The organism is Variovorax sp. F042 (genome assembly GCF_057814215.1).
Genome location: NZ_JBVASX010000003.1, coordinates 379,921 through 396,150, shown reverse-complemented (window position 1 = coordinate 396,150; position 16,230 = coordinate 379,921). Strand labels below are relative to the sequence as shown.

Below are 16,230 nucleotides of genomic sequence, written 5' to 3'. Positions count from 1 at the left end.
TCAACTACTCCCGAGATGTTCTCTGTGCTGTGCAAGATCGAGGCCCAGCACCTCGCTGTCGGCATCGACGCGCAACCCGACCATGATGTGCACCAGAAACAGCACCACCGCCGTCCCCGTTGCGCTGTAGATAGCCACGCTGCCAACGGCGATCGCCTGCGTCAGCACGTCGCCCGTGGCGCCCGAGATGCGCGCATCGGCGAACACGCCCGTCAGCAGCGCGCCCACGATGCCACCGATGCCGTGCACGCCGAACACGTCGAGCGAGTCGTCCGCGCCAAGCAGGTGCTTGAGCCCGGTGGCGCCCCAGTAGCAGGCCAGCCCCGCGATCGCGCCGATGGCCAGCGCGGACAGCGGCGTGACGAAGCCGGCCGCCGGCGTGATGGCCACCAGCCCCGCCACCAGGCCCGAGCACAGGCCCAGCAGCGAAGGCCTGCGCCGCACGATCCATTCGCCGAGCATCCAGCTCATGGCGCCGGCCGCCGCCGCGATGTGCGTCACCAGCATCGCCAGGCCCGCGCGCCCGTCGGCCGCCACCGCCGAGCCCGCATTGAAGCCGAACCAGCCTACCCACAGCAGGCCCGCGCCCGTCATCGTCATCGCCAGGCTGTAGGGCTCGAAGGCCTCGCGCCCGTAGCCCTTGCGCGGCCCGAGCGCATAGGCGCACACCAGCCCCGCGATGCCCGCGTTGACGTGCACCACCGAGCCGCCGGCGAAGTCGAGCGCGCCCATCTGCGCGAGCCAGCCGCCCGGCTCCCACACCCAGTGCGCGACAGGTGCATACACCAGCACGCTCCAGAGCAGCGCGAACCACAGGATCGCCGAGAAGCGCATGCGCTCGACAAAAGCGCCAAGCACCAGTGCGGTGGTGATGATCGCGAAGGTCAGCTGGAACATCGCGTAGACCGATTCAGGCACGTTCGGCGCGACGTGGCTCACCGCAACCTGCCCGGCCTCCTTCAGATACTCGAAGCCCGAGAACCAGAAGCGCCCGGTGCCGCCCAGCCAGGGCCAGCCCTCGGTAAAGGCCAGTGAATAGCCCACCGCGAACCAGGTCAGCGAGACCGCCGCGGCTATCGCCACCACCCCCGCCATGGTGGCCAGCACGTTCTTGCGGCGCACCATGCCCGCATAGAAGAGTGCGATGCCGGGCAGCGTCATCAGCAGCACCAGCGCGGTCGAAGTCATCATCCATGCGGTGTCTGCCGCGTTGATGGAGGCGTGCGGAGCCAGGGCCATGACCGTTTCTTCTTCTTGAAGTGATGGACCTTGGTGCTGCCTGCACAAGTCGTGCCACATCGTTAACTATCAGAAACACTTTGGTTCGCAAATCTGGCTTTCTCGGTAAGGCAAAGCGGGTAATTCCCAATGCACTGAGGCGGTGCGCACCCTAAAGTCTGCCCACTCGCGAACGGGCCCTGCTCGTGCTGCCGAGGGTCCGAGGAGACAATCCCCAAGCAACAATAAAAATGCTTCAAAGGCTCCGTACGAGATGCCGTGTTTGACTTTGAAAGGCGCCGCTGGTCGGCGCCTTTTTTATGCCTGCATGACTTGATACACCTGCATCTTCAGCTCCTTTTTTGATAGCGCCACGGGTGGGGTAGTCCTCCCCCTATGGAAATGCTGGTGGTAACGGGCGCCTCGCTGCTCGCCGTGTTTCCGGGCGCACCGCCGGCGACCCTGCCGGGCACCAACAAGAGCGCGTCTATTTGGGGCACCCCGAGCAAAGGCCCCAAATGAAAAAAGCCCCCGGAGCGGGGGCTTCTTGCAGGGACCGGAGCGCTCACTCCTCGACGAAGGCTTCCTCGCGCTTGGCCTTGATTGCGGGCAGCAGCACGATGCCCAGCAGCAGCGCAGCCGCCACCAACAGTCCCGCCGACAGCGGCCGGGTGACGAATACGCTCCACGCACCGCGCGACAGCAGCAGCGCGCGCCGCAGGTTCTCTTCCATCATCGGCCCGAGGATGAAGCCCAGCAGCAATGGCGCAGGCTCCGTGCGCAGCTTGATGAACAGGTAGCCGATGAAGCCGAAGGCCGCCACCATCCACACGTCGAAGGTGTTGTTGTTGGTCGAGTACACGCCGATCGCGCAGAACAGCACGATGGCGGGGAACAGGAACTTGTAGGGCACCGTCAGCAGCTTGATCCACATGCCGATCAGCGGCAGGTTCAGGATGATCAGCATCGCGTTGCCGATCCACATCGAGGCGATCAGGCCCCAGAACAGCTCGGGGTTGCTGGTCATGACCTGCGGGCCGGGCTGGATGTTGTGGATCGTCATTGCGCCCACCATCAGCGCCATCACCGCGTTGGGCGGAATGCCCAGCGTCAGCAGCGGGATGAAGGAAGTCTGTGCACCGGCGTTGTTGGCCGACTCGGGCGATGCCACGCCGCGGATGTTGCCCTTGCCGAAGGGCACTTCGCCGGGGCGCATGCGGATCTTCTTCTCCAGCGCATACGAGGCGAACGAGGCCAGCAGCGCGCCGCCGCCGGGCAGGATGCCCAGCGCCGAGCCGAGGGCAGTGCCGCGCAGCACCGCGGGCAGCATGCGCTTGAAGTCGTCCTTGGTGGGCCACAGGCCCTTGACCTTGTGCGTGAACACTTCGCGCTCGTCGTCGGGCTGCGAGAGGTTGCCGATGATTTCGCCGTAACCGAACACGCCCATGGCGATCACCACGAAGCCGATGCCGTCGGTGAGTTCCGGAATGTCGAAGCTGTAGCGCGCGACACCCGAGTTCACATCAGTGCCCACGATGCCCAGCAGCAGGCCGAGCACGATCATCGCCACTGCCTTCAGCAGCGAGCCCGAAGCCAGCACCACGGCGCCGATCAGGCCCAGCGTCATCAGCGAGAAGTACTCGGCCGGACCGAACTTGAAAGCCAGCTCGGTCAGCGGCGGCGCGAAGGCGGCCAGGATCAGCGTGCCGACGCAACCCGCGAAGAACGAGCCGAGGCCGGCCGCGGCGAGCGCCGGGCCTGCGCGGCCCTGCCTTGCCATCTGGTAGCCGTCGATACAGGTGACCACCGAGGACGACTCCCCCGGCAGGTTAACCAGGATGGCCGTGGTCGAGCCGCCGTACTGCGCGCCGTAGTAGATGCCGGCCAGCATGATCAGCGCCGACACGGGCGGCAGCGCGTACGTGGCGGGCAGCAGCATCGCGATGGTTGCGACCGGGCCGATGCCCGGGAGCACGCCGATCAGCGTGCCCAGGATGCAACCCAGCAGGCAGTACAGCAGGTTGGTGAAGGTGAAGGCAACGCCGAAACCGATGGAAAGGTTGTGGATCAGGTCCATGGTGTGCGCTCCTCAGCCCGAAATGAAGGTGGGCCAGACCTGGATCTGGAGCTTGAGCGCCCAGATGAAGGCCACGTAGCTGCCAGCCGCCAGGATGGTCGAGAGGATCAGCACGTCGCGCAGCTTGAAGTGCTCGCCCGCCATGCTCGAGATGATCGTGAGCGCGTAGATCGCGATGATCATCCCCATGGCCGGCAGCCCGATGCTGGGCAGGCCGCCCAGCAGCACGCCGAAGGCCAGGTTGGCGCCGAGCACGAAGGCCAGCGGCTTCCAGGCCCATTTGCCGATCGGGTGGCCGTCGGTGGTTTCGACCACCAGCGCCTGGAACATGATGATGGCCCCGAGGATGGCCAGCAGGATGCCCAGCATGAGCGGGAAGTAGCCCGGCCCCATGCGGGCACCGTCGCCGATGGTGTAGGTGGTCGCGCCTATCGCAAAGGCGCCCCCCACGGTGGTGAACATGACTCCTGAAAAGAAGTCAGCCTGACTCTTGATGCGCATGTCGTCTCGCCCCTCTTGTATGGAAGGGTGAGGGTCGTTCTGCGGGCCTGACCGTTGGCTGACCTGCCCGGTACGGACAAATGCTTACCGCAGGGCTAGGGTTCTCCCTCGACGCCCCCTGCGCCACAGAGGGCCACAAACGAAAAAAGCTCCCGAAGGAGCTTTTCATTCAGAAGCCCGAAGGCTCTGGAGGGAAGGGCTTAGTAGCCGCCGCGACCACCGCCGCCGCCGCCGTAACCGCCGCCACCACCGCTGCGGCCACCGCCGCCGCCGCCGTAACCGCCGCCGCCGCCACCACCACCGTAGCCGCCACCACCACCACCGCCGTAGCCGCCGCCACCACCGGTACGGGGGGGACGAGCTTCCATCGGACGGGCTTCATTCACCGTCAGGGCGCGGCCCTGCAGCGAGTGGCCGTTCATGGCTTCGATGGCTGCGAGTGCTTCAGCATCCGAACCCATTTCGACAAAGCCGAAGCCCTTCGAACGGCCGGTGTCACGTTCCATCATGACCTTGGCGCTGACGATTGCGCCGAACTCGCCAAAGGCTTGTTCCAGGTCGTTGTCACGCACGGAGTAGGCGAGGTTGCCTACGTAGAGTTTCTTGCCCATTGAGGGACTCCTAATTCAAACCAACAAGACAAAGCGATGGAGTCCCAGAATCACAACAAACAAAATGCGCTGTGGCGCGAAACTGACCGATCACCGAATTACGTGCACGGGAGACAAAGCTCACAGACACGTAGGCCGGATTATCCAGCCCTAATTGCAAAAAACGTGGCGAAATCGTGTGTTATTGAGAAACATCCCGGCGCGACGGGCGGTTTCGCAACGGTTTCAGCAGGTCCGAGAGCCCGTTGTGGTCTATTTCATGCATCAAATGGAGTAGCCGGCCTATTTCTCCCGAGGGAAAACCCTCGCGTGCAAACCACGTCAGGTAATTTCCGGGCAAATCGGCAATCAGCGTGCCTTTGTGCTTGCCAAAAGGCATTTCGAGCGTCACCAGCCGCTGCAGGTCTTCGGGTTTCATCGCGTGCTCAGCCTCCCGCCCGCTTGACCGTGTGGCCCTGCTTCACGAGTGCGGCAATCACCGTTTCGCGGTGGTCGCCCTGGATTTCGATCACGCCGTCCTTCACCGTGCCGCCCGAGCCGCAGGCCGTTTTCAGCTGCTTGCCGAGTGCCGTGAGCGCCGCCGCATCGAGCGCGACGCCCTTGACCAGCGTCACGCCCTTGCCTTTGCGCCCCTTGGTCTCGTGCGATACACGCACAATGCCGTCGGTGGCCGGTACGCGCGCCTTGAGTTCCTTGCAGCGGCACTGGGCCACCGGCTCCCCGCAGCCGGGGCACATGCGCCCGCCCGCCTCGGTGGAGTACACCAGGGCGCTGCCGGACTGATTGCGCTGCTGTTTCATCGTCGACATTCGATTCGTCTCTTCTCTCTCTGTCTGCTTACATGCCATTCGACTCACTGGGCCTGATCCCCGCGCTCGTGCAGGCTGCCGCTCAAAGCGGCTACGCCGCGCCGACCGCCATCCAGGCCGCGGCCATCCCCGCGATTCTGCAAGGTCGCGACGTGCGGGGCTCGGCGCAGACCGGCTCCGGCAAGACCGCCGCATTTTCCCTGCCCCTGCTGCAGCGCCTGGGCGCTGAACGTGCGCAGGGCTCGTCGCGCCGCGTGCGTGCCCTGGTGCTCGTGCCCACCCGCGAACTCGCGGCCCAGGTCGGCGAAACCATGCGCAGCCTGGCGCAGCACCTGCCCGAGCGCCTGAAGATCGTCGTCGCATTCGGCGGCGTGTCGATCAACCCGCAGATGATGGGCCTGCGCGGCGGTGCCGACATCGTCGTTGCCACTCCCGGCCGTCTGCTCGACCTGGTCGAGCACAACGCGCTGAAGCTCGATGCCGTGTCGATGCTCGTGCTCGACGAGGCCGACCGCCTGTTCGACCTCGGCTTTGCCGAAGAACTCGGCCGCATCCTCGCGCTGCTGCCCAAGCAGCGCCAGAACCTGCTGTTCTCCGCCACCTTCCCGAGCGCCATCCAGGCATTGGCAGATGGCATGCTGCACGACCCGGCCGTCGTCGACGTGCAGGGCGAGCCCGGCACCGAGCCGAACATCGTGCAGCGCGTGATCGAGGTCGACGCCGCCCGCCGCACGCAGCTGCTGCGCCATCTGCTGAAGCAGCACGAGAACGAATGGGACCGTGTGCTGGTCTTCGTCGCCACGCAGCACGCCGCGCAGATCGTGGCCGAGAAGCTCTACAAGAACGGCATCTACGCCGTGCCCTTCCACGGCGACATCGCACAGGGTACGCGCACCGACATCCTTTCGCAGTTCAAGCAGAGCCGCTGGGACGTGGTGATCGCCACCGACCTCGCGGCGCGCGGCATCGACATCGCGCAGCTGCCCGTGGTCATCAACTACGACCTGCCGCGCTCGCCGACCGACTACATCCACCGCATCGGCCGCACGGGGCGCGCAGGAGAGAGCGGCCTTGCGATCAGCTTCGTGAGCGCGTCGACCGAGGCGCACTTCCGGCTGATCGAAAAGCGCCAGGGGCTGAGCCTGCCGCGTGAGCGCGTCGAAGGCTTCGAGCCGACGGAAGTGGCGGTGCCGTTGGTCGATGCGTCGGGCACGGGCGGCATCAAGGGCAAGCGGCCGAGCAAGAAAGACAAGCTGCGTGCAGCGGCGAAGGCTGCGCAGCCGAGCGACGACGGCGAAGGGCGCTGACGAAGTCTTTCGTCAGGCTTCAGCCGACGTGAAAAGACGCCGGCCGATGCTTCGCCAGCTCAGCGAGCAGCAACGTCCACGCCCGAGTCCCTTGCTGGATTGAAGCCAGCCTGAAGAACTCATTCGGCGCATGCACGTCTTCATCGGGCAGGTTGAAGCCGAACATCAGCGTGTCGATGCCCAGCATCTCCTTGAAGATCGAAGTCACCGGCACGCTCGCGCCGAGCCGCACGTGGATCGGACGCCGGCCGCTCTCTCGTTCGAGCACTGCTTCGGCCGCGCGCACCAGCGGATGGTCCGGCGCAAGGGTGGATGCCGGTGAGCCGTCGTTCATCGCCACAATGTCGAGCGTGCAGCCGGGCGGGCAGTGCCGTTGCAGGTGGCGCAGCACGGCGTGGATCACGGCGCCCGGGTTCTGCCCCGCGACCACGCGCGTCGTCAGCTTGGCGGTCGCTTCGCAAGGCACGATGGTCTTGCCGCCGCTGCCCGTGTAGCCGCCCCACAGGCCGTTGACGTCGAGCGCGGGCCGCAGCGTGACGCGTTCGCGCGCGGTGTAGCCGGGCTCGCCGTGCGCGCTGCCGCAGACATCCGAGAAGAACGCGGCTTCGTCGTACGGAAAAGCTGCGGTGTCGGCGCGCTGCCTGGCGCTGAGCGATATCGCGCCCTCGTAGAAGCCTTCGACCGCCACGCCTCCATCCGCATGGTGCAGCGATGTGACCAGTCGCGCCATCTCGTGCAGTGCGTTGCGCACGCTGCCACCGTAGCGGCCGGAATGCAGGTCCTTGCTCGCGGTCCGCAACCGCACTTCGAGCTGCGCGTTGCCGCGCGCGCCGGTGTTGATCGTCGGCACCTCCGCGCTCGCGCGCCCACCGTCGGCGGACAGCACTGCGTCGGCCTGCAGCAGCGCGCGGTGGCGCTCGACGATGGTTTGCAGCGAGGGGCTGCCGGTTTCCTCCTCGCCTTCGAGGAACACCTTGATGTTCACCGGGCTCCGGCCCTGCACCGCGAGGAACGAGGCGATCACCTCCAGCGCGATCGTGGTCGAGCCCTTCACGTCGGAAGTGCCGCGCCCGTAGAGCCGGCCGTCCACCTCCGTCGGCTCGAATGGCGGCGTGCGCCACTGCCCGACGGGATCGGCTGGCTGCACGTCGTAGTGGCCGTAGATCATCAGCGTGGGTTGGCCGGGTGCGCCGTTCCATTCGCCGTACACAGCGGGCTCGCCGTCGCCGTCGAGCAGGCGCACGCCGGCCAGGCCGATCTGCTGCAGCCGCTCGATGAGAAAGCGCCGGGCTTCGTGCATGCCCGGTGCGAAGGACGGATCGGCGCTCACGCTCGGGATGCGGAGGAAGGCCTTGAGCCAGTCCACGATCTCCGGCTGGCGGGCGTCGAGGTGGTCGATGACTTGTTGTTCGTTCATGGGTGAGTGGGATGGGTTGGCTCGTCAGTACATCGGCGGGAACACGTCCGGTCCCCACAGCGTGTCGCACTTGTGCGTGTGCTCGAACGCGTTGCTCGATGTCTTGACGGTGGGGTAGGTGAACTCGATCAGTGCGCGGTCCGACGGCCCCATGGAGCGCGGCCAGCGCGTCGCGACGTTGCGGCCGTCGCCGTTCGGGTCGCCGTTCTTCGCGAAGTTGAGGAGGTACGCGACCATCTGCGCCGACAGCGCCTTGCGCTGCACCGTGGTGGCCGCGTCGGGCGTGGCGCTGCCGGAGTCGTAGTACGGATAGCCGGGCAGCGCATCGACCGTGCCGGTCAGGTAGTAGCTGTCCATGCCGTGCGCCGTGCCGTAGTAGAAGGCCGTGGGGCTCGGCGGAAACGACAGCTGCGGATCGGTCATTTCCCAACCGTACACCGGCACCCAGGCCGCGAGCGCATCGCGCCGCGCGCTGTTGCCGCAGGCGTACATCGCGTCGCCCATGGCTCGCGCGATGCCTTGCGCCGGCACGGCGTAGTTGCTGATCGGGTAGGCCGCCTCGATGGCCGTGGTGTCGTAGCCGGCCGGCGCGAGCCCGCGCAGGTACAGCGGGTAGTAGGTTGCGCTCAGCTTGGTGTCGACGAAGAGCGTGCCCTCGTCGTACACGCCGCCGATCATCACGGGCACCTGGTTGAAATTGCCGGTCGCGAAGGCGCGCGCGGGCACCTGCGTGATGACCTGCGCATCGACCGTGGGCCGCCACTTGAGCCCGCCCTGCTCGAGCAGCGCCGACACCGGCAGCGCGCGCAGGCAGGCGACAACGTCGGTGGCGGCGCTGCATCCGAGGTTCTGCACGGCGGTGTCGCCGACTGCCAGCGAGGTGTCCATGCTCGGGTTCGAGTACTCGGCCGCGCCGCCGCTTTGCATCACCGCGCGCTGGAACAGTCCCTTGGCCTTCGGCGACTGCAGCAGCGAGAAGCTCTGCGTCGCGCCCGCCGAGGTGCCCCATAGCGTGACGTTGCCCGCATCGCCGCCGAAGGCCGCGATGTTCTTCTGCACCCAGCCGAGCGCGGCCAGTTGGTCCATCACCGCGAAGTTGCCGAGGCTGCCGTCCTTGTTGGACGCGCGCAGCGCCTTGTTCGCGAGATAGCCGAGCGCGCCGAGCCGGTAGTTGATGCTGACGACGACCACGCCGCGGCTCGCCAGCGGGCTGGGGCCCATTTCGCCCGAACCCAGCGTGAACGCGCCGCCGTGGATGTAGAAAACCACCGGCAGCTTGTCGCCGGGCTTCGTGCCTGCCGGCTTCCACACGTTCAGGTAGAGGCAGTCTTCGGCGATCGATGACGACACCGCGCCGGGTGCCTGCGGGCACGCATTGCCGAAGGCCTTGGCCTGCAGCGTTGCCGCATGTGCGGCCGGCAGTTGTGGCGGCGCCCAGCGCAATGCGCCCACCGGCGGTTGCGCGTAGGGAATGCCGAGGAACGACACCATGTTCGCGCCGGCGCTGCCCGCGACCTTGCCTTCAGTGGTGACCGCGACCGTGAGGTCGTCCTGCGCAGGTGCGGGTGCCACCGGTGCGGGGCCCGCGGCCGGTGGCAGCGCGATGCCGCTGAAACCCGTGCCGCCGCCACCGCCGCCGCACGCGGAGAGCGACAGCGCGACCACCAGCGTCAGCGCCAGGCCATTGATTTGTCTCGTCTTCATGGATGCACCTCTTGTTTTGGAATGGAACGGGGCTCAGGGCGACTCGTAGCCGATGGTCTTGACGAGGTCGCGGTAGCGCGCAATCTCGGCTGCGTAGAACTTCTCTCCCGCCTCCAGGCTCATCGGCTCGAAGACGGTCTTGGCCTGCGACTCCAGCTGCGCGCGCGCATGCGGGTTTTTCAGCGCGGCGGCGATCGCGGCGTTGAGCCGTTCGGCCACCGGCCGCGGCGTGCCCTTGCGCACCATGTAGGAGGTCCAGATGCCGAAGTCGAAGTCCTTCATGTCCTTGCTCTGCGCGCTGGTCTGCAGCGTGTCGAAGGGCGCGGGCAGCCGCTTGCCGGGCGACAGCGAGCCGATCACGCGCAGGCGCCCCTGCTTCACGTAGTCGGCATAGAAGGCCTGGTAGGGCATGAACGCGAAGTCGATCTGCCCGCCGATCAGGTCCTGAATGATCGGCGCGCCGCCCTTGTAGGGCACGTGCGTGACGGGCGCGCCGGTGCGCTTGACGAAGAGCTCGCCGAGCAGGTGGTACAGCGTGCCGGCGCCCGGTGTGCCGTAGCTCAGCGGCGCGTCCTTGCGCGAGCGCGCCAGCGCCACGAATTCATCGAGCGAGTGAGCCGGCAGCTGGCTGTTGACCACCAGCACCAGCGGCGAGGTGGCGACCGGCGCGATCCACTGGAAGTCCTCTGGCTTGTAGCGCGTGCTCTTGTTGACCAGCCCCGACAGGATCAGCTCGTTGGGCGAGCCCTGGAACAGGTAGTGGCCGTCGGCCGGCGCTGCCAGCACTTTGCTCGCAGCGATGGCGCCGGTCGCGCCGCCGATGTTCTCGACGATCACCTGCCCGCCGAGTTCCTTGCCGATCAGCTCGCTCAGCGCCCGTGCGGTGAAGTCGCTGGCCGCGCCCGCCGGATAGGGAACCATCATCGTGACGACCTTCGAGGGGTAGGGCGCCTGCGCCATCGCCACCGTGCCGCAGCCTAGAAAAGCCAGCGCGCAAAGCCATTGACCGAACCGCTTCATGGGAAATTCCTTGGTCCAAAGTAGTACGCGATGGATGCTAGGAATCAGCGGTATATCTGTCCAATGCATTGTTTTTGTCATTACCATGAGTACGCCTCATGCGTATGACAACGGACGGCCCACCATGAACCTCCAGCAACTCGACCACCTGCTCGCGCTCGCCGAAACCGGCTCCTTCAGCCGCGCGTCCGAGAAAGTGCATCTCACGCAGCCGGCGCTCAGCCGCAGCATCCAGATGCTCGAACAGGAACTCGGCATGCAGCTGATTGACCGTGTCGGCAAGCGCAACGAGCTCACGCCCTTCGGTGCGATAGTGCTGGCCCGCGCCAAGCGCATCTCGATGGAGACGCACGAACTGAAGCGCGCCGCCGCGCTGCTGGCCGACGGGCAGGCCGGCTTGGTACGGCTGGGGCTTGGCGCCGCGCCGGGAGCGTTGTTCTCGTCGCCGCTGCTGACTCACATGTTGCGCAACCACCCGCGCGTGGGCCTGCAACTGCACGGCGGCGGGCCTGACTCGCAACTGGCGGCGCTGCGCACGCGCACGCTCGACGCGCTGGTGCTCACCTACCGGGCGGTGTCACCGCGCGAGGACCTGCACATCGATGTGCTGCCGACGCTGCGCTCCGGCTTCGTCTGCCGGCGCGGCCATCCCCTGCTCGCGAAGGGCCGCGGCAAGCCCGTGCGCTTCGACGACCTCGTGCGCTACCCGGTGGTCTCGACGATGGTCAGCGACGACGTGGCGCGCATCCTGGTCGAGCGCTACGGCAGCGACGCCAGCCCGCAGCGCTGGCTGCATGTGTCGTCGGAAGACATCGGCGCGTTGATCGATGCTGTGCGCAACACCGACGCGATCTTCCTGGGCGTGCTCGCTGCCACCCGCGCGCTGCAGGACAGCGGCGAACTGGCCGAGTTGAAGGTGGAGCCTGCTGCGGGGCTCAACGCGCAGTTCGCCTTCGTCACGCTCGAAGGCCGCACCGAGGCGCCTGCGCTGCGGCTGGTGCGCGAGTTCTGCGTTGGGCTCGCGCAGGCCGGCGCCGATCAGTCTGCCGCGTAATCGACCTGGTGCCGCGCGACGCGAAGGTCGCCCAGCTCTTCGCGAATGCGCAGGTGCGCTGGATGCGTGGCGTAGCCGTCGAGCGAGGCCTGGCTGTCGAACTCGCTGTAGAGCACCACGTCGCAGGCATAACTTGCGCGGCTCGAATCAACGCCCACTTCGATGTGCAGCAGGCCCGGGATCTGGCCGCGCAGCGATTCGAACTTGTGCTTGAGCAGTTGGCGGGCCTGCGTCTTTTCTTCCGGCGTGTCGCCACGCAGGTCCCACATCACGATGTGCTTGAACATGCGCACGATGGTAAGCAGGCGCCTCGCGAAAGGCCATGCGTTGCAGGCCTTCGCGCGTGAAGAACAGTTTTCCGCTTCCGCGCGTTGCGTGCCGCTATGCGTGCTGCTTGCCGAGGAAGCTCGAGATCAGATCCATCGGCAACGGAAACACGATGGTCGTGTTCTTGTCGGCACCGATCACCGTGAGAGTTTCCAGGTAGCGCAGCTGAATGGCCTGCGGCTCCTGCGCCAGCACGCGCGCGGCCTGGAACAGCTTCTCGGAAGCCTGCAGTTCGCCCTCCGCGTGGATCACCTTGGCGCGGCGCTCGCGTTCCGCCTCCGCCTGCCGCGCGATGGCGCGCACCATCGATTCGGTCAGGTCGATCTGCTTGATCTCCACGTTCGACACCTTGATGCCCCATGAAGCCGTCTGCACATCCAGCGACTCGCGCACGTCGAGGTTGAGCTTCTCGCGCTCGGCCAGCATGTCGTCGAGCTGGTGCTTGCCGAGCACCGAGCGCAGGGTGGTCTGGGCCAGCTGGCTGGTGGCGTTGAAGAAGTCCTTCACCTGGATGATGGCCTTCTCGGCATCGACGATGCGGAAGTAGACGACCGCGCTGACCTTCACCGACACGTTGTCGCGCGAGATCACGTCCTGAGTCGGCACTTCGAGCACCACGGTGCGCAGGTCGACGCGCACCACCTGCTGGATGGCCGGTATCACGAGCACCAGACCCGGCCCCGAAACCTTCGAGAAGCGCCCGAGGGTGAACACGATGCCGCGTTCGTACTCCCGGAAGATCCATACCGCTGAAAACAGCAGCACCGCCAACAGCACAAGGATGACGGCGCCGATGCCGGAGGTAAGAGAGAGCATGTTGGTCTCCTGCGACCCAGCGAAAGCGCTGGATGGTTGGACACCCGGCGCTTGGCGGCGTTCCGCCCCGGCCCAAAGAAAGGTGACTACCAGCCCATCTGCTTCGCTGCCAGTTCTTTCATGATCTCTTCGGCCCCGCCGCCGATCATCATCACCTTCACCTCGCGGTAGATGCGCTCGCTCACCGTGCCGCGCATGAAGCCCATGCCGCCAAGGATCTGCACCGCCTGGTCGGCGCAGAACTGCATGGTCTGCGTCGCGTGGTTCTTGAGCATGCAGATCTGCGCGACCCATTCGGGTGCATTGAAGCGCCCCGCCGCTTCGAGCGCGTCGCCTTCGGCCGATACCGCCTCGATCCAGGCCTCGGTGGAGGCGATGCGCATCTGCATGTCGACCAGCTTGTGGCGCACCGCCTGGTGTTGGATGAGCGCAGCGCCGAAGGTCTTGCGCTCGCGCGCCCAGGCCAGGGCCTCGTCGAGGCAGGCCTGCGAGAAACCTAGCGTGCCCGCCGCGATGCCGATGCGTTCGCCGTTGAAGTTGCCCATGACCATGCGGAAGCCTTCGCCCTCGTTCCCGAGAAGGTAGCGCGCCGGCACGCGCACGTTGTCGAAGTGCAGTGTTGCGGTGTCGGAGCACAGCCAGCCCATCTTCGACAGGCGTGTGCGCGAAAGGCCGGGCGTATCGCCCGGCACCAGCAGCATCGAGATGCCGCCCGCGCCGCGTCCTTCGCCGGTGCGCACGGCCACGGTGATCCAGTCGGCGCGCATGCCCGAGGTGATGAAAGTCTTCTCGCCATTGACCACGTAGTGATCGCCGTCGCCGTCTGTTTCTCGCCTTGCAGTAGTGCGCAACGAGGCCACGTCGGAGCCGCCACCGGGCTCGGTGATGGCAAGCGCTGCGATCTTCTCGCCGCGCAGCACCGGCGGCACGACTTCTTGGCGCAACGCGTCGCTTGCATGCAGCACCACGGGCGGCAGGCCGATGTTGTGCGAGAACAGGCTCGCGAGCACGCCGCCGCTCTTGCCATGGCGCGCGAGCGCGACCCACGCCGGCAGCTTGAGCGAATACGAGGCCGGCGTGCCGCCGAGTTCTTCCGGATAGCCCAGGCCCAGCAGGCCAAGTTCGGCGGCACGGGCGTAGAGCGCGCGCGGAAACTCACCCTCGTCGTCCCACGCCTGCACATGCGGCGCGATCTCGCTTTCGGCAAAGCGCCGCACCGTATCGGCGAGCGCGGCTCGGTCGGCTTGCAGTTCGGCGTCCATGCCGTGTTCAACCGCGCGGCGGCCGCTTGGCGATGCCCATGGTCTTCGCAAGGATGCCGAGCATCACTTCGTCCGCGCCGCCGCCGATGGAGCCCAGTCGCCCGTCGCGGTACAGCCGCGACACGCGGTTTTCCAGCGTGAAGCCCATGCCGCCCCAGAACTGCAGGCAGGTATCGGACACCTGCCGCGTGAGGCGACCGGTCTTGAGTTTGGCCATCGATGCGAGTTCGAGCACGTCTTCGCCCTGCACATGCAGGTCGCAGGCGCGATACGTGAGCGCGCGCAGCGCCTCCACCTCGGTCTTCAGCTCGGCCAGCTTGAACTGCACCCACTGCTGGTCGGCCAGCGTGGCGCCGAACATCTGCCGCTGCTGCGCCCATTCGATGGTCTGCGCGATGCAGTCTTCCATCGGTTCGAGCGAACTTGCAGCCGCCCATAGGCGCTCTTCCTGGAACTGCTGCATCTGGTAGACGAAGCCCTGGCCTTCCTCGCCGACGCGGTAGCGCTGCGGCACGCGCACGTTGTCGAAGTAGATGAGCCCGGTGTCGCTCGAATTCATGCCGATCTTGCGGATCTTCTTCGCCTTCTCGATGCCGGGGCTGTCCATCGGCACCATCACGAGCGACTTGTTGCGGTGCACGGGGCCGTCGCTGGTGTTGACCAGCATGCACATCCAGTCGGCCTGCAGGCTGTTGGTGATCCACATCTTCTGGCCGCTGATGAGGTAGTCGTCGCCGTCCTTGCGCGCGTGGCTCTTCAGGCCCGCCACGTCGCTGCCCGCGCCTGGCTCGCTCACGCCGATGCAGCCGACCATGTCGCCGGCGATGGCGGGCGCCAGGAACTCGCGGCGCAGCTCGTCGCTGCCGAAACGTGCAAGCGCGGGCGTGCACATGTCGGTCTGCACGCCGATCGCCATCGGCACGCCGCCGCAGCTGATGTGGCCCAGCGCCTCGGCCATCGCCATCGCGTGCGAGTAGTCGAGCCCGGCGCCGCCGAAGGCCTCTGGCTTGTTCAGGCCCAGCATGCCGAGATTGCCGAGCTTCTTGAACACCTCGTGCGCAGGGAAGATCTCGGCCGCCTCCCATTCGTCCACATGCGGGTTGATCTCGTCGTCGATGAAGCGGCGCAGGGTCTTCTGGATCTCGAGGTGTTCGTGGGTGTACTGCATGGTGTCTTGTCTCCGGTCGTTCTTTACTTGTCCTGGAACACGCGCGGCGTCTGGGCGAGGTGAAAGCCATCGAAAGGCCGCACTGCCGCGCGCTGCTGCGTCTGCGCATCGGGAATTTCCATCGGCCAGCCCATGCGTACCTGCGGCCGTGCGCCGTCCACGCGCAGCACGCTGCCGCTGATGAAGCTGGCCGCAGGACTCAGCAGGAAGGCGATGGCGGCAGAGGTCTCGGCCTCGTTGCCGAAGCGGCCCGCAGGCACCGTGTTGCGCATGGCGCGCAGCATGTCGCCGGCTTCGGGCGGGTAGTGGTCCATGCCGCTCGATGCGATGTAGCCCGGTGCCACCGCGTTCACGCGCACGCCGCTCACGGCCCATTCGGCGGCCGCCGTTTCGGTGAAGCTCACCATGCCGGCGCGCGCCGCGCCGCTGTGGCCCATATTGGGCATGGAGCCCCAGATGTCGGCCACGATGTTGACGATGGCGCCGCCGTTGGCCTGCATGCTTTGCACATAGCACTCGCGCGCGACCAGGAAGCCGCCCGTGAGGTTGGTGTGGATCACCGCCTCCCAGCCCTTGGCCGAGATGGCGGCGAGCGGCGTGATGTATTGGCCGCCAGCGTTGTTGACGAGGCCGTCGATGCGGCCGTGCGCTGCGACGACGGCGGCGATGGCCGCGCGTACCGCTTCTTCCTGGCGGATGTCGAAGGCCTGTGTGCTGGCCTTGCCGCCGCTGGCTTCGATCTCGGCGCGCACCTTGTCGAGCTTCTCGGGCTTGCGGCCGACCAGCACCACCTGTGCGCCGAGCGCCGCGAGTTCGTGCGCTGTGCAGCGGCCAATGCCGGAGCCGCCGCCGGTGACGACGATGACCTGTCCGCCGAACAGGCCGGGTGCGAAGACGGAGCGGTAGCGGGAGGATGCATTCATGCGGAAGACTTTCGGA

Annotated in this window: 16 protein-coding genes and 1 pseudogene; 3 read left to right on the top strand and 14 right to left on the bottom strand. The window is 66.6% G+C overall.

Annotated elements, in window-relative coordinates:
* Positions 1-1,239: an ammonium transporter gene (locus tag ACZYSP_RS14635; RefSeq protein ID WP_093053644.1), complete on the bottom strand. Its 1,239-nt coding sequence runs from the start codon at positions 1,237-1,239 to the stop codon at positions 1-3.
* A 375-nt stretch (positions 1,240-1,614) separates the two neighbouring features.
* Between ACZYSP_RS14635 and ACZYSP_RS14630 the strand changes: the two are divergent.
* Positions 1,615-1,719: pseudogene (locus ACZYSP_RS14630) on the top strand (sulfite exporter TauE/SafE family protein); the annotation flags it as partial.
* A 64-nt stretch (positions 1,720-1,783) separates the two neighbouring features.
* Here ACZYSP_RS14630 and ACZYSP_RS14625 read toward each other — a convergent pair.
* The 5 genes from ACZYSP_RS14625 to ACZYSP_RS14605 form a co-directional block, all read right to left on the bottom strand.
* Complete coding sequence (locus tag ACZYSP_RS14625) at positions 1,784-3,295, bottom strand: tripartite tricarboxylate transporter permease (protein ID WP_093053647.1); 1,512 nt, start codon at positions 3,293-3,295, stop codon at positions 1,784-1,786.
* A gap of 12 nt (positions 3,296-3,307) precedes the next feature.
* On the bottom strand, positions 3,308-3,796 hold the full coding sequence (locus ACZYSP_RS14620) for a tripartite tricarboxylate transporter TctB family protein (RefSeq protein ID WP_093053650.1): 489 nt from the start codon (positions 3,794-3,796) through the stop codon (positions 3,308-3,310).
* A 200-nt stretch (positions 3,797-3,996) separates the two neighbouring features.
* Complete coding sequence (gene rbp / locus ACZYSP_RS14615) at positions 3,997-4,407, bottom strand: RNA-binding regulator (protein WP_093053653.1); 411 nt, start codon at positions 4,405-4,407, stop codon at positions 3,997-3,999.
* Between the two features lie 181 nt (positions 4,408-4,588).
* Positions 4,589-4,825: a DUF3820 family protein gene (locus ACZYSP_RS14610; RefSeq protein ID WP_093053658.1), complete on the bottom strand. Its 237-nt coding sequence runs from the start codon at positions 4,823-4,825 to the stop codon at positions 4,589-4,591.
* Between the two features lie 7 nt (positions 4,826-4,832).
* On the bottom strand, positions 4,833-5,216 hold the full coding sequence (locus ACZYSP_RS14605) for a translation initiation factor Sui1 (protein WP_489014847.1): 384 nt from the start codon (positions 5,214-5,216) through the stop codon (positions 4,833-4,835).
* A 32-nt stretch (positions 5,217-5,248) separates the two neighbouring features.
* On the opposite strand from ACZYSP_RS14605, the gene ACZYSP_RS14600 reads away from it, so the two are divergent.
* Complete coding sequence (locus tag ACZYSP_RS14600; protein ID WP_489014845.1) at positions 5,249-6,523, top strand: DEAD/DEAH box helicase; 1,275 nt, start codon at positions 5,249-5,251, stop codon at positions 6,521-6,523.
* Positions 6,524-6,542: 19 nt separating this feature from the next.
* Here the strand turns inward: ACZYSP_RS14600 and ACZYSP_RS14595 are convergent, their stop codons facing one another.
* The 3 genes from ACZYSP_RS14595 to ACZYSP_RS14585 are packed head-to-tail and all read right to left on the bottom strand — an operon-like array spanning position 6,543 to position 10,664.
* A complete protein-coding gene (locus tag ACZYSP_RS14595; RefSeq protein ID WP_489014843.1) occupies positions 6,543-7,940 on the bottom strand; it encodes a dipeptidase in 1,398 nt (465 codons plus the stop codon).
* Between the two features lie 24 nt (positions 7,941-7,964).
* A complete protein-coding gene (locus ACZYSP_RS14590; RefSeq protein WP_093076798.1) occupies positions 7,965-9,644 on the bottom strand; it encodes a carboxylesterase/lipase family protein in 1,680 nt (559 codons plus the stop codon).
* A gap of 33 nt (positions 9,645-9,677) precedes the next feature.
* Positions 9,678-10,664, bottom strand: coding sequence for a Bug family tripartite tricarboxylate transporter substrate binding protein (locus tag ACZYSP_RS14585; protein WP_489014840.1), 987 nt, complete (start codon positions 10,662-10,664; stop codon positions 9,678-9,680).
* A gap of 124 nt (positions 10,665-10,788) precedes the next feature.
* Between ACZYSP_RS14585 and ACZYSP_RS14580 the strand changes: the two genes are divergently transcribed.
* Positions 10,789-11,718, top strand: coding sequence for a LysR family transcriptional regulator (locus tag ACZYSP_RS14580; protein ID WP_489014838.1), 930 nt, complete (start codon positions 10,789-10,791; stop codon positions 11,716-11,718).
* Here the strand turns inward: ACZYSP_RS14580 and ACZYSP_RS14575 are convergent.
* The 5 genes from ACZYSP_RS14575 to ACZYSP_RS14555 form a co-directional block, all read right to left on the bottom strand.
* The gene (locus ACZYSP_RS14575; protein ID WP_093053666.1) at positions 11,703-12,005 is read right to left on the bottom strand and encodes a Dabb family protein; all 303 of its coding nucleotides are present in this window, start codon (positions 12,003-12,005) and stop codon (positions 11,703-11,705) included. The genes ACZYSP_RS14580 and ACZYSP_RS14575 overlap by 16 nt on opposite strands.
* Before the next feature lie 94 nt (positions 12,006-12,099).
* Complete coding sequence (locus ACZYSP_RS14570; RefSeq protein WP_093076802.1) at positions 12,100-12,861, bottom strand: slipin family protein; 762 nt, start codon at positions 12,859-12,861, stop codon at positions 12,100-12,102.
* Positions 12,862-12,947: 86 nt separating this feature from the next.
* Positions 12,948-14,123 (bottom strand): acyl-CoA dehydrogenase family protein, encoded by a 1,176-nt coding sequence (locus tag ACZYSP_RS14565; RefSeq protein ID WP_489014835.1) that lies wholly within the window; start codon positions 14,121-14,123, stop codon positions 12,948-12,950.
* A 7-nt stretch (positions 14,124-14,130) separates the two neighbouring features.
* Positions 14,131-15,291, bottom strand: a complete 1,161-nt coding sequence (locus tag ACZYSP_RS14560; protein WP_489014833.1) for an acyl-CoA dehydrogenase family protein — start codon at positions 15,289-15,291, stop codon at positions 14,131-14,133.
* 23 nt (positions 15,292-15,314) lie between these two features.
* Positions 15,315-16,214, bottom strand: a complete 900-nt coding sequence (locus tag ACZYSP_RS14555; RefSeq protein WP_258351724.1) for an SDR family oxidoreductase — start codon at positions 16,212-16,214, stop codon at positions 15,315-15,317.
* Between the last annotated feature and the right edge of the window lie 16 nt (positions 16,215-16,230).

What these genes read in the sequence shown, in the direction of transcription:
- ACZYSP_RS14635 (WP_093053644.1), bottom strand. Translation starts at nt 1,239, where the DNA reads ATGGCCCTGGCTCCGCACGCCTCCATCAACGCGGCAGACACCGCATGG.
- ACZYSP_RS14625 (WP_093053647.1), bottom strand. Translation starts at nt 3,295, where the DNA reads ATGGACCTGATCCACAACCTTTCCATCGGTTTCGGCGTTGCCTTCACC.
- ACZYSP_RS14620 (WP_093053650.1), bottom strand. Translation starts at nt 3,796, where the DNA reads ATGCGCATCAAGAGTCAGGCTGACTTCTTTTCAGGAGTCATGTTCACC.
- rbp (WP_093053653.1), bottom strand. Translation starts at nt 4,407, where the DNA reads ATGGGCAAGAAACTCTACGTAGGCAACCTCGCCTACTCCGTGCGTGAC.
- ACZYSP_RS14610 (WP_093053658.1), bottom strand. Translation starts at nt 4,825, where the DNA reads ATGAAACCCGAAGACCTGCAGCGGCTGGTGACGCTCGAAATGCCTTTT.
- ACZYSP_RS14605 (WP_489014847.1), bottom strand. Translation starts at nt 5,216, where the DNA reads ATGTCGACGATGAAACAGCAGCGCAATCAGTCCGGCAGCGCCCTGGTG.
- ACZYSP_RS14600 (WP_489014845.1), top strand. Translation starts at nt 5,249, where the DNA reads ATGCCATTCGACTCACTGGGCCTGATCCCCGCGCTCGTGCAGGCTGCC.
- ACZYSP_RS14595 (WP_489014843.1), bottom strand. Translation starts at nt 7,940, where the DNA reads ATGAACGAACAACAAGTCATCGACCACCTCGACGCCCGCCAGCCGGAG.
- ACZYSP_RS14590 (WP_093076798.1), bottom strand. Translation starts at nt 9,644, where the DNA reads ATGAAGACGAGACAAATCAATGGCCTGGCGCTGACGCTGGTGGTCGCG.
- ACZYSP_RS14585 (WP_489014840.1), bottom strand. Translation starts at nt 10,664, where the DNA reads ATGAAGCGGTTCGGTCAATGGCTTTGCGCGCTGGCTTTTCTAGGCTGC.
- ACZYSP_RS14580 (WP_489014838.1), top strand. Translation starts at nt 10,789, where the DNA reads ATGAACCTCCAGCAACTCGACCACCTGCTCGCGCTCGCCGAAACCGGC.
- ACZYSP_RS14575 (WP_093053666.1), bottom strand. Translation starts at nt 12,005, where the DNA reads ATGTTCAAGCACATCGTGATGTGGGACCTGCGTGGCGACACGCCGGAA.
- ACZYSP_RS14570 (WP_093076802.1), bottom strand. Translation starts at nt 12,861, where the DNA reads ATGCTCTCTCTTACCTCCGGCATCGGCGCCGTCATCCTTGTGCTGTTG.
- ACZYSP_RS14565 (WP_489014835.1), bottom strand. Translation starts at nt 14,123, where the DNA reads ATGGACGCCGAACTGCAAGCCGACCGAGCCGCGCTCGCCGATACGGTG.
- ACZYSP_RS14560 (WP_489014833.1), bottom strand. Translation starts at nt 15,291, where the DNA reads ATGCAGTACACCCACGAACACCTCGAGATCCAGAAGACCCTGCGCCGC.
- ACZYSP_RS14555 (WP_258351724.1), bottom strand. Translation starts at nt 16,214, where the DNA reads ATGAATGCATCCTCCCGCTACCGCTCCGTCTTCGCACCCGGCCTGTTC.